General features: G+C 67.6%; 10 protein-coding genes. 4 read left to right on the forward strand and 6 right to left on the reverse strand.

Going from position 1 to position 14,563, the window contains the following annotated elements; translation table 11 throughout:
* The first annotated feature begins 70 nt into the window (after window positions 1-70).
* Complete coding sequence (locus tag ABIB42_RS15630) at window positions 71-964, forward strand: LysR family transcriptional regulator ArgP (protein ID WP_312486067.1); 894 nt, start codon at window positions 71-73, stop codon at window positions 962-964.
* On the opposite strand, the gene ABIB42_RS15635 is transcribed toward ABIB42_RS15630, so the two are convergent.
* Together ABIB42_RS15635 and ABIB42_RS15640 are read right to left on the reverse strand one after the other, a co-directional pair.
* Window positions 889-1,356: a hypothetical protein gene (locus tag ABIB42_RS15635; protein WP_312486068.1), complete on the reverse strand. Its 468-nt coding sequence runs from the start codon at window positions 1,354-1,356 to the stop codon at window positions 889-891. The two genes, ABIB42_RS15630 and ABIB42_RS15635, sit on opposite strands and share 76 nt — an antisense overlap.
* 123 nt (window positions 1,357-1,479) lie before the next feature.
* Window positions 1,480-3,744 carry a PhoX family protein gene (locus ABIB42_RS15640; protein WP_429248621.1) on the reverse strand — a complete coding sequence of 755 codons (2,265 nt, stop codon included), beginning with the start codon at window positions 3,742-3,744 and terminating at the stop codon, window positions 1,480-1,482.
* Between the two features lie 221 nt (window positions 3,745-3,965).
* Here ABIB42_RS15640 and ABIB42_RS15645 point away from each other — a divergent pair, with 221 nt between their 5' ends.
* Window positions 3,966-6,305: a PAS domain-containing protein gene (locus ABIB42_RS15645; protein WP_429248622.1), complete on the forward strand. Its 2,340-nt coding sequence runs from the start codon at window positions 3,966-3,968 to the stop codon at window positions 6,303-6,305.
* A 9-nt stretch (window positions 6,306-6,314) separates the two neighbouring features.
* On the opposite strand, the gene ABIB42_RS15650 is transcribed toward ABIB42_RS15645, so the two are convergent.
* From ABIB42_RS15650 to tssE, 4 genes are all read right to left on the reverse strand, one after another.
* Window positions 6,315-6,722 (reverse strand): DUF2750 domain-containing protein, encoded by a 408-nt coding sequence (locus tag ABIB42_RS15650; RefSeq protein ID WP_005664212.1) that lies wholly within the window; start codon window positions 6,720-6,722, stop codon window positions 6,315-6,317.
* Window positions 6,723-6,792: 70 nt separating this feature from the next.
* Entirely contained in the window at window positions 6,793-7,932 is a 1,140-nt protein-coding gene (gene tssG / locus ABIB42_RS15655; RefSeq protein ID WP_429248623.1) for a type VI secretion system baseplate subunit TssG, read from the reverse strand.
* Window positions 7,896-9,737 (reverse strand): type VI secretion system baseplate subunit TssF, encoded by a 1,842-nt coding sequence (tssF, locus tag ABIB42_RS15660; protein ID WP_005664208.1) that lies wholly within the window; start codon window positions 9,735-9,737, stop codon window positions 7,896-7,898. The genes tssG and tssF overlap by 37 nt, the downstream gene beginning before the upstream one ends.
* Window position 9,738: 1 nt before the next feature.
* Entirely contained in the window at window positions 9,739-10,257 is a 519-nt protein-coding gene (tssE, locus tag ABIB42_RS15665) for a type VI secretion system baseplate subunit TssE (protein WP_429248624.1), read from the reverse strand.
* A gap of 149 nt (window positions 10,258-10,406) precedes the next feature.
* Between tssE and tssK the strand changes: the two genes are divergently transcribed.
* Both tssK and ABIB42_RS15675 read left to right on the forward strand, forming a co-directional pair.
* A complete protein-coding gene (gene tssK / locus ABIB42_RS15670; protein WP_314436380.1) occupies window positions 10,407-11,759 on the forward strand; it encodes a type VI secretion system baseplate subunit TssK in 1,353 nt (450 codons plus the stop codon).
* A gap of 18 nt (window positions 11,760-11,777) precedes the next feature.
* A complete protein-coding gene (locus tag ABIB42_RS15675; RefSeq protein WP_429248625.1) occupies window positions 11,778-14,546 on the forward strand; it encodes a type VI secretion system Vgr family protein in 2,769 nt (922 codons plus the stop codon).
* Window positions 14,547-14,563 lie beyond the last annotated feature (17 nt).

The raw sequence follows: 14,563 nt of genomic DNA on the forward strand, positions 1-14,563 counted from the left end.
CTATCCCAGCCCGGCGGGTCTGATTCAATTATATTCATGATTATTCAAGCTACTTAAAAAAATCTAATCCATGAAGATCGATCCCCGTCGCAGCGCCGCCTTCCTGGCCGCCGTCGATTGCGGCAGCCTGGAAGGCGCCGCGGCCCAGCTCAAGGTGACGCCGTCGGCGATCTCGCAGCGCATCGCGGCGCTCGAGCAGGAGCTGGGCACGCCGCTGCTGGTGCGCAGCCGTCCCTGCCGTCCGACCGCGCCCGGCACGCGGCTGCTGCAATACCTGCGCCGCTCGACCCTGCTCGAATCGGAATTCCTGGCCGGGATGAAGGACGACCCCGGCCCGGCGCGGGTCACGCTGGCGGTCAACAACGACACCCTCGCCACCTGGCTGCTGCCGGTGCTGGCGCCGATCCTGGATGCGGAAGGCCTGCTGGTCGAATTCGTCCTCGACAACCAGGGCCATACCTTCGCGCTGCTGGAGGGGGGCCATGCGGTGGCCTGCATCTCGGGCGAGACCGAACCGATGCGCGGCTGCAGCGCCAACCCGCTCGGCGCGATGCGCTACCGGATGGTGGCCTCGCCTGCCTTTGCCCGGCGCTGGTTCCCGGAAGGGATGACGCGCGCCACGGCCCAGCGCGCGCCGCTGATGGTGTTCGACCGCAAGGACGCGATGCAGTCGTCCTTTTTGCTCACCCACTTCGGCCTGCCGGACGGCGCCTATCCCTTCCACTACGTGCCGGCCAGCGATCCCTTCTTCCAGGCGATCCGGCACGGCATGGGCTACGGCATGCTGCCGCTGGAGCAGTGCGGCGCCCTGCTGGATACGGGAGAACTGGTCGACCTGGCGCCGGCCTTGCACCACGACGTGCCGCTGTACTGGCACGCCTGGCGCATTCAGCCGCCGCGGCTGGAGCGCATGGGCGCGGCGCTGGTGAAGGCGGCGCGCGGCGTGCTGCTGCCGCTCGCCTGAGCGACCGGCCACCACTGCGCCACGCCCCACAGCAGCTCGGGGACCAGGAACAGCCACAGCACCGGCAGGTCCGCCTTCAGCATCGCCCAGCCTATCCAGAACGCGAACAGCAGCCGTCCGAGGCCGTCGAAGCGGCCCAGGCGCAGGCTGGGTTCCTTCAGGCGCACGGCGCACCACAGCAGCACCAGGGTGCCGAGAAGCGTGGATAACAACAGCTGCAGCGGCGCGAACGGCGGCAGCGGCGCGCCGCCCAGCCACACGTTCAGCGCCGACAGGCGGTCGAGCAGCAGGGCGAAGGTCCACGGCGTGGAGAAGGGCAGGATCTGGATAACGTCGTAGACGGCGCTGGCGCGCGCGAGGCGCAGATAAGTCGATAGTGGCAAGACAGGCATGGAAGGCTCCCGGTTGGACGCTCCGGTCGATGCTGACACGGGCCGGGCAGCCCCATCTTGCGCACAATAAAAAAATGGGCCGGCTGCTTGCGCAACCGGCCCGTTTTGTCTTACGGCCTTACATTACGAACCGATACGGCCGCCGTCGTTCTTGGTGATGACCAGGGTCGCCGAGCGCGGACGCTTGCCGGCGCCGTAACCCGCGTTCGCCGGCCACTGGCTGGTGTACTTGCTGGCATCGCCGATGTTGGCGGCGGCGGTGGTCTCGCCCGGGTGCTGGATGTTGACGAACAGCGCCTTGCCGTCCGGGGTCTCGGTGATGCCGGTCAGTTCGCAGCCGACCGGGCCGACCAGGAAGCGCTTGAGCGTATCGGCGCTGGCGGCCTTGCCCACGAAGGTGTCGACGCTCAGGGTCGAGCCGTCGGTCTTCGGATAAGTCAGGGTGACCTTCTTGCCGTCGCCGACCTTGCCCGGCAGGCCGGCCACCATCATGCAGTTGGTGACGTCGGTGTAGGCGCCATCGTCGGTCTGGAACCAGCAGATGCCGGTCGAGTTGCTGAAGGCCAGGCCGTCCGGGCTCGAGAAGTCCTGGTCGGCGGTCAGGCCCGACAGGTTGATGCGGGCGGCGTCGGCGGCGGCTTCGGCGCCGAACAGGTAGACGTCCCAGGCGAAGCCGGTGGAGGTCGAGCCGGCGTCTTCACGCACGCGGATGATGTGGCCGTTCGAGTTGCCCAGCTGGGCGGTCGAGCCCTTCATGTCGGTGTACGAACGCGGGTTGGCGGCGTCCGGAGCGACCTGGCTCGAGCTGCCCGGCTCGACGCGGCGGTTGCTGTTGTTGGTCAGCGTGTAGTAGATCTCGCCGGTGGCCGGGTTCACCGCGCACCATTCCGGACGGTCCATCCTGGTCGCGCCGACGGCGTCGGCGGCCAGGCGGGCGTTGACCAGCACGTCGGCCTGGTCGGCGAACTTGTAGGTCGCGTAGTTGGCGATGGCGCTGTTGGCGATGGTCAGCTCGATCCACTGGCCCTTGCCGTCGGCATTGAATTTGGCGACGTACAGCTTGCCGCTGTCGAGGTATTTGTCGCCGGTGGCGATACGATCGGGCGCGACGGCGTCGGCCGGGTTCCACGGTGCGGTCGACACGAACTTGTAGATGTATTCGCCGCGCGAATCGTCGCCCATGTAGACGGCCAGCGGCTGGCCGGCGGTCAGGCGGCCGAACGAGGCGCTTTCGTGGGCGAAGCGGCCCAGCGCGGTGCGCTTCTTGAGCGGGCGGGTCTTGTCGTAGGCGTCCATCTCGACGATGTAGCCTTCGCCGTTCAGTTCATTGCGGTAATCGTCGGTGCCGTCCGTCGACGTGCCCTTCTTGCTGATGTCCCAGCGCTGGTACTTGTCGTCCACGCCGCCGGTTTCCCAGCCGTGGCGCGAGGACGCGCCCTGCGACATGCCGTAGCGGTTGAGCGAAGCGACGCTCTTGTCGCCGCGCGCGGCGTTGTCGGTGCTCGAACGGGTGAAGTAGCCGGCCCAGTTCTCCTCGCCCGACAGATAGGTGTTCCACGGGGTGCGGCCGGTGCCGCAGTTATTGATGGTGCCGCGGAATTTGGTGCCGTCCGGCGAGTACTTGGTCTTGACCAGGGCATTGCCGCGCACCGGGCCCGAGATCTGGACTTCGGTCTGCTGGTGCACGCGGCGGTTGAAGTTCGAACCCTTCAGGTATTCCCACTTGCCGTTGTTGCTGCGCACTTCGAGGACCGACAGGCCGTGCAGGGCCATTTCCTTGTCCACCTCGAGGGCAGGGCGCGGCAGCGCATTGGTGCCGCCGTTGGCGTGCACGAAGAACGACGGCAGGCCTTCGTTGGTGGTGGCCTCATGGTTCATCGCCAGCAGGCCGCGGGTGGCGCCGGTGGTCGAGACGCCGCCGCTGTCGGACAGCGAGAAGAATTCCATGCCGTCGTGGTGGTCGCCAGCGCGGTTTTCGAAATCAGTATCGGTGCCGTCGTTCTTGTAGGCCGGGGTACTGCTGGTGAGCGGATCGCCCAGCGCGTACAGGACGGTAGCGGTATAGCCGGCCGGGACCACGACGGTGTCGGCCAGGCTCTTGCCCACGGCGGTGAAGCCGAGCAGCTTCTCGACCGGCGCCGGCGGCGGGGTGGTGCCGGTCGGCGGGTTGGTCGGCGGGGTGACAGGATCGTCGTCCGAACCGCCGCAGGCGGTCAGGCCGAAGCTGCCGAGCAGGGCGGTCGCGGCCGTCGCAGCGCTGCCGCGCAGCATGTTGCGGCGGCTCAGGCGGGTCTGGAGGACGGTGCTGAAGTGTTCGTTCGACGAGTTGTTCGAATCGATGTCGTCGTGGTCGACAGGCATGCGGGCGAAATCGGTCGGCTTGTTCACGGAAGTGGATCCTGTTTTCTAGTGTGGGAAAGGAAAGCCACTAAATGGTAGTAAGGCAACATGACGACTCCGTGACAGTTTGGTCACAGTTTGATGACACTGGTGCGGCACGCTTGTGCTTTTCTTAGCGGCATTTTTAATATTTATGTGTCATTCACCGGACGCGGACGCTCCCGGCCGGGCCGTTGTGGTATAGATGACGTTTTACCGGAAACAGACAGATGCAGGAAAACCGCGCCCCCACGCCGCAGCAGGACACGATCACCTTGGGATGGGCCCTGTTCGAAGCCATACCCGACTGCGTGAAACTGCTCGACATGGACGGCATGGTGTTGGCGATCAACCGCAACGGCCTGCTCTCGATGGAGATCGACGACGCCGGGACGGTGGGCGGCAAGCCGTGGAAGGCATATTGGCCGCAGCCGTCGCACGCAGCCATCGAGGCGGCCCTGGACGCGGCGCGCGCCGGCGGCACCGGGCACTTCAGCGCCGCCTGTCCGACGGTCAAGGGCAAGCCCAAATGGTGGGACGTGATGGTCACCCGCACCGCCGCGACCGGCGACCAGGAAACACGCCTGCTGGCGATCTCGCGCGACATCACCGAACAGGTGCGCGCCGAGGCCCTGCGCAAGGAGACCGAGCGCGCGCTGCACGCCAGCCGCGAGCGCTTCGAGAAGATCGTCAGCCAGGCCTCCACCGGGGTGGTGCAGATCGACACCGCGGGCCGCATCGTGCTGGCCAACCAGAAGTATTGCGAGATGGTGGGCCGCAGCGAGGCCGAGCTGCTCGGCATGAGCGTGGCCGAGGTCACCGCGCCGCAGTCGCGCGCCCAGACCCACGATGCGCTCGAGCGCCTGAAGGCCGGCGCCGCCGGCGTGGCGCTCGACAAGTATTACCTGCACAAGGACGGCTCGCTGGTCTCGGCCACCAGCAGCGTCAATGCGCTGCGCGGCCCCGACGGCGAGTTCCAGGGCCTGGTCGCGATCGTCCTCGACACCACCGGGAACAAGCAGGTCCAGGAGCAGCTGCGCGCCAGCGAAGAACGCTACCGCACCCTGTTCGAGTCGGTCGACCAGGGCTTCTGCATCTTCGAGACGATCTTCGACGCGGCCGGCAAGGCGGTCGACTACCGCTTCCTGGAGATGAACCCGATGTTCGAGCGCCACACCGGCCTGGTGGATGCGGCCGGCCGCACCGCGCGCGAGCTGCTGCCCGGCCTGGACGACTTCTGGTTCGAGACCTATGGCAGGGTGGCGCTGACCGGCATCCCCGCGCGCTTCGAGAACGAGGCCCCGGCCATGGGCCGCTGGTTCGACGTCTACGCCAACCGCATCGGCGGCCCGGACAGCCGCAAGGTGGCGCTGCTGTTTTCCGACGTCTCGGCGCGCAAGCGCTCCGAGGAAGAGCTGCGCCGGCTGGCCGCCGACCTGGCCGAGGCCGACCGCCGCAAGACCGAGTTCCTGGCCACGCTGGCGCACGAGCTGCGCAATCCCCTGGCGCCGATCCGCAACGGCCTGTCGGTGATGCGCCTGGGCGGCGACAATCCGGCGGCGGTCGGCAAGGTCAGGGAGATGATGGAACGCCAGGTCGGCCACATGGTGCACCTGATCGACGACCTGCTCGACGTGGCCCGCATCAGCGGCGGCAAGCTCGAACTCAAACGCCAGCGCGCCGACCTGCGCGCGATCCTGGCCAGCGCGGTCGAGACCAGCCTGCCGCTGATCGAGGCCGGCCAGCACGCGCTCGAGGTGGACGTGCCCGACCTGCCGCTGTTGATGGACGCCGACGCCACCCGCATCGCCCAGGTGGTGGCCAACCTGCTCAACAACGCCGCCAAGTACACGCCGGCGCGCGGGCATATCCGGCTGTCGGTGCGGCGCGAGGGGCTTGAAGCGGTGATCGCCGTCAGCGACACCGGCGTCGGGATCGCCGGCGACGCGCTGGCCGGCGTGTTCCAGATGTTCAACCAGATCGGCCGCACCGTCGACCGCTCGCAGGGCGGGCTCGGCATCGGCCTGTCGCTGGTGCGGCGCCTGGTCGAGATGCATGGCGGCAGCGTGGTCGCCGAGAGCGGCGGCCCGAACGCCGGCAGCGTGTTCACGGTGCGCCTGCCGCTGGCTGAGGTGTCCGACGATCAGGCCGCCCGCCCGCTGGGTTGGGACGCGCCGGCCGGCGACGGTGGCCCGGCCGGCGGCGGCGAGGCCGGTCTCAAAGTGCTGGTGGTGGACGACAACGTCGATGCCGCGCTGACGCTGTCGATGATCCTGGAAGCGTCGGGCCACGTCACCCGGGTGGCGCACGACGGCTACGGGGCGCTGGAGGCGGCGCGCGAGTTTCGTCCGCGCGTCGCCTTCCTCGACATCGGCATGCCGGGCATGAGCGGCTACGACACGGCGCGCGCGATCCGCGCCATGGAGGAACTGGATGGGGTCGTGCTGGTGGCCCTGACCGGCTGGGGCGCCGAAAGCGACCGCCAGCGCTCGAGCGAGGCCGGCTTCAACCACCATCTCACCAAGCCGGTGCAGCTGGCGGTGGTGGAGGAATTGCTGGCGCGGTTGTAAAACACGGAATCAGGTCCTGCGCAGCTCGTCCTCCAGGTCGCCGATCAGCTGGACCACGCTCGGCGTGATGCCCTTGTCGCCCGGGGTATAGAACACGCCCGGCAACACCCGGTCTTCTTCCAGCTGCGGCAGCAATTCGTCGATCAGCTCCTCGAGCGAGAACGCCTGGGCGTCATAGCCGTCCCATTCGTATTCGGCGCACAGGCTGGCGTAGTCGCTCGCCGGCCACATCGGAAACACCAGGGTGCCGTCGTCGGTCTTGGCCAGGGCCCAGCCGTCCTGGTACAGCCCCCACACCTCGCGCGCGTCGGCGACGCGCTTGATGAAGTACTCGTAGCGCTCCGGCCCCGGCAGCGTGACCACGGCGGCCAGCTGCTGGCCGCCCAGCTTGATCGCCGAGATGATACGTTCGCTCATCACCATTCCCGTTCATTGAGGCGCGAAGCCTGACATCGTCAGGATACGCCATCGGCGCCGGCAGGTGCGTTCAGCAGGCGTGCGGCGGCCGTCCGGCCGCGTTCAGGTCATAGCGCACGTCGTGGCGGTCGCCCGGCGGGGCGTCCAGCACCAGGAAGGCGTCCCAGCCGAGGCGGCCGGGATGCAGGTCGTCCAGCGTGGTGTTGTGGACGTCGGCGGCGCGCAGGACCACCTCGACTTCGTATTCGAGCGCGACGCCGGTGAACAGCGCCAGCACGCTCCCCAGGGCCCGCGCCGCCAGGCCGCCCGGCAAGAAGGCCTGGAAGCCGGCATGCGCCAGCGGCCCCACGACCAGGCGCAGGCGCAGGCTGCGCTGCCAGACGCGCGCGCCGGCGATCGCGCGCGCGCCGAGGACGGCGCTGTCCTGGCCCAGCGTGGTCTGCTGCGCCGGCGGCACGTCGTACCAGGAACCGACGAACTGCTCGGCCTCGACCTGTTCGCCGAAGTATTCCGACAGCACCCGCGCCAGCTGCACGGCGGACACCGGCCGGTGCCGGATCGCCGCCGCGAAATACCCGATCGATTCGTCCAGCACGGCGCCGTCGGCCGCGCCGGCCAGGCGCCGGCGCAGCGCGGCGTCGCCCAGGCCGGCCAGGGACAGCAGCAGGGGCAGGAAGGCATCCTGGCCGTCCAGCTGGTACTTGAACGGCAAGCGGTACTTGCGCCAGGCTTCGTAGAACAGCGCCAGCGAGCGGTTCGAGAACGCGTCCAGGAAGGCGCGCGGGCCCTGGTCCTCGTCTTCGTTCTTGTGGCGCGCCGCGTGCTCGGCGATGCGCTCGGTGTAGTGGGCCGGCAGCACGCCGTGCCCGCCCAGCAGGCCCATGAAGGCGGGGGTCAGGTGCACCCGGCGCAAGGTCCCTTCGCGCACCGCCTCGCCCAGCGCGGCGGCGTCGATCGGCAGGTCGAAGGGCATGCCGACCTCGAGGTCGCGCAGCTCGGGCTCGATGGCTTCCAGCTGGCTGGCCGGGAAGCCGAGGGAGAGGGTGTTCCGGAACCGCAGCATGTCGGGCACCAGGCCGTGCGGCCGGCGGCCGCGGCGCTTGAGCCATAGCTCGAGCACGCGCACCGCCTGGAAGAACTCGAAGCGCCACGGCTCGCGCAGCAGGCGCTCGATCACAGGAGGCTCAGTTCTCCGCTTCTCGGCCCGCATCGCAGCAGCTCCTCTCCGGATTGGTGGGACACGATCACCAGCTGGGTGAAGCTGTTGGCGTGCACGTACAGCGCCAGGAAGCGCTCGACGATGTGGGCGAAGGCATGGATGCCGCTGCCCACGAACGCTTCCTCGTCGATCGCGATCCTGACCTCGACCCCGCGCACCAGGCAGTTGAAGGGGTTCCCGGACAGCCAGGCGCTGGTGGGCGTATAGGCGATCGCATTGATGCCGCCGACCTGGCGCGTCGACGCCGCCGAGCGCGGCAGGTCGTGCAGGGCCAGCATCTCGCGGAAGGCGTCGACGCCGCCGTCAGCCAGCGACAGGTGGTTGAGCGAGAGCAGCGAGATCAGGCGCCAGTGCGCGCTGCGTCCGCGCGAGAAGCGCCAGGTGGGGCTGGGTTTGCGCAGGAAGGAAATCTCGCGCACGCCAGATCCGCCTTCGAGGAACAGGTCGCCGCCCGGCTGGCCGTAGCTGAGCAGCAGCGGCAGATCGCGGTTGGTGCAGGTCAGCTCCAGGTTCAGGGTCGTGGTCTCGACGTCGGCCGGGTCGAAGTCGATGTCGACGATCGAGATCTGGGTTTCGAAGCCCGGGCTGCGCTCGGCCATCGTGTCGTCGCGGCGCATGGCCCAGTAATGCCCGTTCTGCTCGGGCGTCTGCGCATGCTTGAGCGAATAGAAGGGCTGGAACCGCACCACCGTCTCGCCCTGCGGCGTCTGGCGCACCAGGTTGACCTCGTCGATCGCGTTGACCTCGTAGGCATAGGCGCGGCGCGCATCGGCCAGCACCGGATAGCTGGCCGTGGCATGGGTCAGGCGGATCGGTTCGCCGCGCTGGGCGAACAGGTTGATCACCGGCGTGCAGCCCGCCACCAGGTTGTTGGTCGACAGGGTGGACAGCATGCGCGCCAGGTTCGAGTCGCTGCGGATCCCGTTCAGGGCCAGGTGCACGGTGAGGCGGCGCGTGCCCGCGGGCAGGCTGCGCGCCAGCAGCGCCAGGTCGAGATCGACGAAATTGAACTTCTCGGGAAAGCAGAAGTATTCGGTCAGCAGGCGGTAGGCGGTGTGGGAACGGGCCGGGAAGTCGATCAGCGCGTCGTCCTCGATGAAGCCGGCGGCGCGCACCGGCAGCGCCGGCAGGGCGATCCAGTGGCCGCCCTCGGGCTGCGCATAGGCCGCGACCGTGCGCGCCAGCAGCGCGTCGCGCAGGGCCGCGCAGAACGACGGTTCGCCATCGAGGAACAGGCGCAGCGCCGGCAGGTCGATCGCCTCCAGGCCGCCGCCTTCGCAGCCAACGTTCAGGGACAGGCTGATGCTCGCGCTGGCGCCGGGCGGCAGGCGCACCGCATCCGGCGCGTGGATGATCGGCGAGAACACCGCCCGGCTCAGGACCAGCGGCGCCATCGCGACCGGGTACACGGTGCGGAAGATGCAGGTCACGCCGCGCACCGGGCGCGTGGTCAGCTTGGTGCCGCGCGGGATGGTGCTCACCGTGGTCTGCTGCTTGGCCGCGGCGGCGACGTCCAGGCGCGCGATCGAGCACGATGGAAAAGGCCGCAGGTAATGTGGATACAGCACATCGAACAGCGCCTCGGTGAACTCGGGATAGTCGTCGTCCAGGCGCTTGGCGATGCGCGCGTTCAGGAAGGCGAACGACTCGATCATGCGTTCGGTATGCGGGTCTTCGCATACTTCGCCGCTGATCGCCAGGCGCCCGGCGATGCGCGGATAGCGCTCGGCGAATTCGCGCAGGTTGCGCCGCAGGTAGGCCAGTTCGCTTTCGTAATAGGGTAGCAGGCGGTCCAACTCAGGCTCCCGCCATCGCCGATGCCGCCGCCGCCGCGCCCGCGCGGCCGGCCTTGCGGATGCTGTACTGGAGCGTGGACGGCTGCAGCACGGCGTCGAAGTTGACCGGCTCCTCCGACATGCTTCCCACCAGCACCGCCGTGATCGAAAAACCGAGGCGGTTGACCGAGGGCGCGCCGGCATCGCCCTGCATCTCGAGCAGCGCCTTCACGTTCTGCAGCCGCGGCTCGTGGCGCGCGATGGTGTTTTCGATGCAGGCGCAGATGTGGGCGCGGTCGGTGGGACTGGACAGCGAGCGGTCGGCGAAGTCGCACAGCCCATACCCGACCATCGACTTGCCGCATTCGGGAAAGACGGCCAGCGCGCCGTGCTGGATGGTCGAGCGCGTGTTGAGCAGCGCTTCGAGGTCGCGCGCGACCGCATCCTTCAGTTCCTCGACGTTCAGGCGCGCCACTACCACGCCATTGCGCAGCGGCTGGCCGAGCAGGCGGTCGAACAGGTCCGGCGTGAATCCTTTCATCGATCCCCCTCGTTGGCACAAGCTGGTGTTGCGCACCGAAGCATGTTGCCACGACGTTTAGCGCCAACCTTTGATCAAGTTCACATGCGCAACAGCATCTCGTCGTTATCGTTTCCTTTCGCAAAGAACAAGGTGTAGGAACAACAGCCATGACCAGCAAAGTCCTCTGGGGCGAAGGCCTGCTGCTGCGCCCGCAGCATTTCCAGCGCCAGGACGCCTATCACGAGCATTGCCTGTACAAGGGCGTCAAGGCGGCGCACCCGTATGCATGGGGGGTCGAGGGGCTCGAGATCGACCGCGAGGCGCTGGCGAGCGGCATGCTGCGCGTGCTGGGACTGTCGCTGCGCTTCCAGGACGGCGAGCTGTACGAGGCGCCCGGCCTCGACGAGCTGCCCGGCACCGTCGACCTGAGCGGCCTGCAGCAGTCGGTGCAGGCCGTGACGTATTACGCGGCGCTGCCGGGACTCAAGCCCTTCAATGCCAACTTCGTCCAGCCGGGGCAGGCGGCCACGCAGTCCGCCAGCACGACCCGCTTCATCCAGGCCAACGAAGAGACGCCCGACCTCTACACCCAGGCGGCGCCGGTGCAGCTGGCCTACCTGAAGCGCGCGCTGCGCCTGGTGTCCGAATTCGAGCCGCGCGACGCCTACATCCACTTTCCCTTGCTGCGCGTGCGCAGATGCGCCACCGGCGGCTTCGAGCTCGATCCGGCGCTGGTGCCGCCGTCGATGTCGCTGGGCGCCGCCCCGGCCCTGTTCCAGCAGTTGCGCCGCCTGCTCGACGCGCTGCAGGCCAAGGTCGGCGCGCTGTACGGCCACCACCGCGAGCCGACTCGCAACGTCATCGAATTCCGCTCGGGCGACATGTCCTCGTTCTGGCTGCTGCACACGGCCAGTTCGGCCTATGCGACGCTGTCGCACCATTTCAACCAGCCGGCGCTGCACCCCGAGCGCGTGTTCGAGGCGCTGCTGGACGTGGCCGGCGGCCTGATGACCTTTTCCAAGAGCTGGACCCTGTCCGATCTGCCGTCCTACCAGCACCACGATCCCGGCCCCGCCTTCGCCAGGCTGCACCAGATCATCCGCGAACTGCTCGACACCGTCATCTCGGCCAAGTACTTCGGCATCGCCCTGAACGAGGTGCGGCCCTGCTACCACATCGGCATGCTCGACTCGGGCAAGATCGACGACGACACCACCTTCTACATCGCCGTCTCGGCCGACATCCCGGCGGTGGAACTGGTCGACGTGGCGCCGCTGCGCTTCAAGGTCGGCGCCCCGGACGACGTCGAGAAATTCGTGCTCTCGGCCCTGCCCGGCGTGCGCCTGCAGTACACGCCACAGCCGCCGGCGGCGATCCCCGTGCGGCCCGACACCTGCTACTTCATCCTCGAGGCGAAAGGGGCGATGTACGAGCGCATGCTCAAGGCGCAGTCGATCTCGATCTACGTCCCGGCCGGCATGAAGGAGCTCAAGCTCGAGCTGCTGGCGGTGATGTCCTGAACGCGGAATAGCGCGCCGATGAGAGCCTTTCCCGCCCCCGCTTCGCTCGGCCTGTACGGCACGGGCCTGAGCCAGCACGCGCGGCTCCTCACCCTGGCCAGCAGCCAGCAAAGCGGCTTGCCGCAATCGCTGGTGGCGGAGCGCTTCGCGGGACGCGAGGCCGTCAACGAGCTGTTCCGCTTCGAGGTCGATGCGCTCAGCACCTCGACCGACCTCGACCTGTCTTCCTTCATCGGCGAAGAATTGACTGTCGGGCTGCTGCAGCCGGACGGCGGCCGGCGCGCCTGGCATGGCCTGTGTACGCAAGCGTCCTGGCTGGGCGCCGATGGCGGCGTCGCCCGCTACCGCCTGGTGCTCGAACCGGCGCTGGCGCTGTTGACGCTGCGGCGCGATTGCTACCTGTTCCAGAACAAGACGGTGCGCGACATCGTCTGTGAATTACTGGCCGATTATCCACAGGTGAACGTCGCGTTCGACGTGACGCAGGAACTGACGCCACGGCCCGTCTGCACCCAGTACCGCGAAAGCGATTACGCATTCTTCGCGCGGCTGCTGGCGTCCGAGGGCCTGAGCTGGCGCTTCGATCATTCTCCGTTCGAGACAGTGGCGGGCGCCGACCACGGCCAGGCGCGGCACCGGCTGGTGATCTTCGACCGGCGGGCGCGGATTCCCCCAATGCCCGGCGGCGCGACGTTGCGCTTTCATGGCGTGCGTGCGACCGAGCGCGACGATGCGATCGACGCCTTCCACGCAAGGCGCCGGGTAGCAGCCAACGGCGTCAGCATCAGCAGCTGGAACCCGGCCGTCTTGCTGGCGCCGGCGGCCGAACTGGGTTCGCACCTCGATGCCGGTGCCCTGCCCGCGCTCTCCATCCACGACGGCAGCGGCGAACGCATCGGCGGCGACACCGGCGCCGCGATGCGTGGTCACAGCGAGTTGATGCTGCTGGCGCTCGAGTTGGACAACAAGGTCTTCGAAGGCGCGGGCGCCGTGCGCCGGCTGGCGGCGGGACACGGCTTTAGCTTGACGCAGCACGACCGCTATCCGGCCGGCGCCAACGCCTTCACCGTGCTGTGGGTGCAACACGAGGCGCGCAACAACTTCGACACCGGCATCGCAGGCGCGTCGAAACAGGTCGAGAACGGCACTTACCGCAATACCTTCGCCTGCGTGCGCGACGTGGTGGCGCTGGTGCCGGCCGCGACCGCCGCGCCGCATCCCTGCACTAGCCTTGGGCCGCAGACCGCGCTGGTGGTCGGCTTGCCGAATGCGGTCGCCACCAGCACGCGCGATCATCAAGTAAAAGTCCAGTTCGCTTGGCAGCGTGGCGTCAATCCGAATCCCGGAGGCGTGGCGCACAACCTGGATGAACGGGGCAGCGCGCCGGGCAACGATGCTTCCGGCAGCTGGATACGGGTGGCCGAGGCGCTGGCCGGTCCGAACTGGGGCACGGTGTTCACGCCGCGCATCGGCACCGAGGTGCTGGTGGATTTTATTGAAGGCGATATCGACCGGCCAGTCATCGTCGCGCAGTTGCATAACGGCGTCGATCTGCCGCCCTTTCCGGCTGGGGTGGATTCCGGCGCCGAGCATGCCGGCGTGCTGTCGGGGATTCATAGCCGAAACTTCGATGGCGGGGGTTTCAATCAGTGGCAGGTGGACGATACGCCCGGACAGCTGCGCACGCGGCTGGCAAGCAGCAGCGCCGGCAGCGAACTCAACCTTGGCTATCTGGTCGAGCAGCCGCCCGGCACGTCACAGCGCGGGCGTTATCGCGGCAGCGGCTTCGAGCTGCGCACCGATGCCTGGACGGTCGTGCGCGGCGGTGAAGGCGTGCTGCTGTCGACCAGTGCGCGGCCGCAGCTCGGGAGTGGGATCACGTCGACGCAGATGGATGTGGCGGAGGCTGTGGCGCAGTTCAAGGCGGCGCAATCGCTGGGCGACGCGCTGCGCGATGCGGCGGGCCAGTCGCAGGCGCTGTTTAGTAGGGATGCAGCCAAGGCGCAGGAGGAATTCATCGCGCTGATCGATCCTCAGGCCAGGGGCAAGTACGACGGTGCGGTTGGGGGACAGACGGCGCTCAAGGCCAAGGCGGGGTCGCGCGAGCTCGATGGCGGGCAGCCAGTTGAAAAATTCGGGGCGGCGGTCGTGCTGATGGACTCGGCGGCCAGCATCAATTGGGCGACGCCGGCATCGACCGTGATCTATGCCGGCGGGCAGATGCAGTGGACGACGCAGTCGGATGTCCATATCGCCGCGGCGCATACGGTGTCGACTGTTGCAGGTGGCGCTGCCAGCCTGTTTTCGCATGCGGGCGGGATTCAAGCGATTGCGGCGAATGGACCGGTGTCGTTGCAGGCGCATACGGATCAGCTGGAGATTTTGGCGGACAAGGAAGTCACCGTGATGTCGGTGAATGACCGGATCGAGATCAAGGCGAAGGAAAAGATTGTGCTGCAGGCGGGCGAGTCGGCGATCACGCTGGAAGGTGGGGACATTACGTTCGCCTGTCCGGGGAAGTTTTCCGTCAAGGGCGGCAAACACCAATTTGATAAGGGCGAAGGCAGTCCATCCAGGTTAGGCAGCTTGCCCGATTCTAATGCAAACCTCTTTGATGAAGCTTTTACCGTGCGTGATAAAGCCACCGGCGCACCACTTGCTCATGTCGATTACAGAATCAAGCGCGAAGACGGAACGTTTGAGTATGGAAAAACGGATGAGAACGGCCTGACTCATATTGTCAGATCCGATAAGGAAGAAACCGTGACTATCGAGGTTAAAGAATGACAAGGATGCCGTCTCGG

It is taken from the genome of Massilia sp. UYP32, from assembly GCF_050434365.1.
In the GTDB taxonomy this organism is placed as follows: domain Bacteria; phylum Pseudomonadota; class Gammaproteobacteria; order Burkholderiales; family Burkholderiaceae_D; genus Telluria; species Telluria timonae.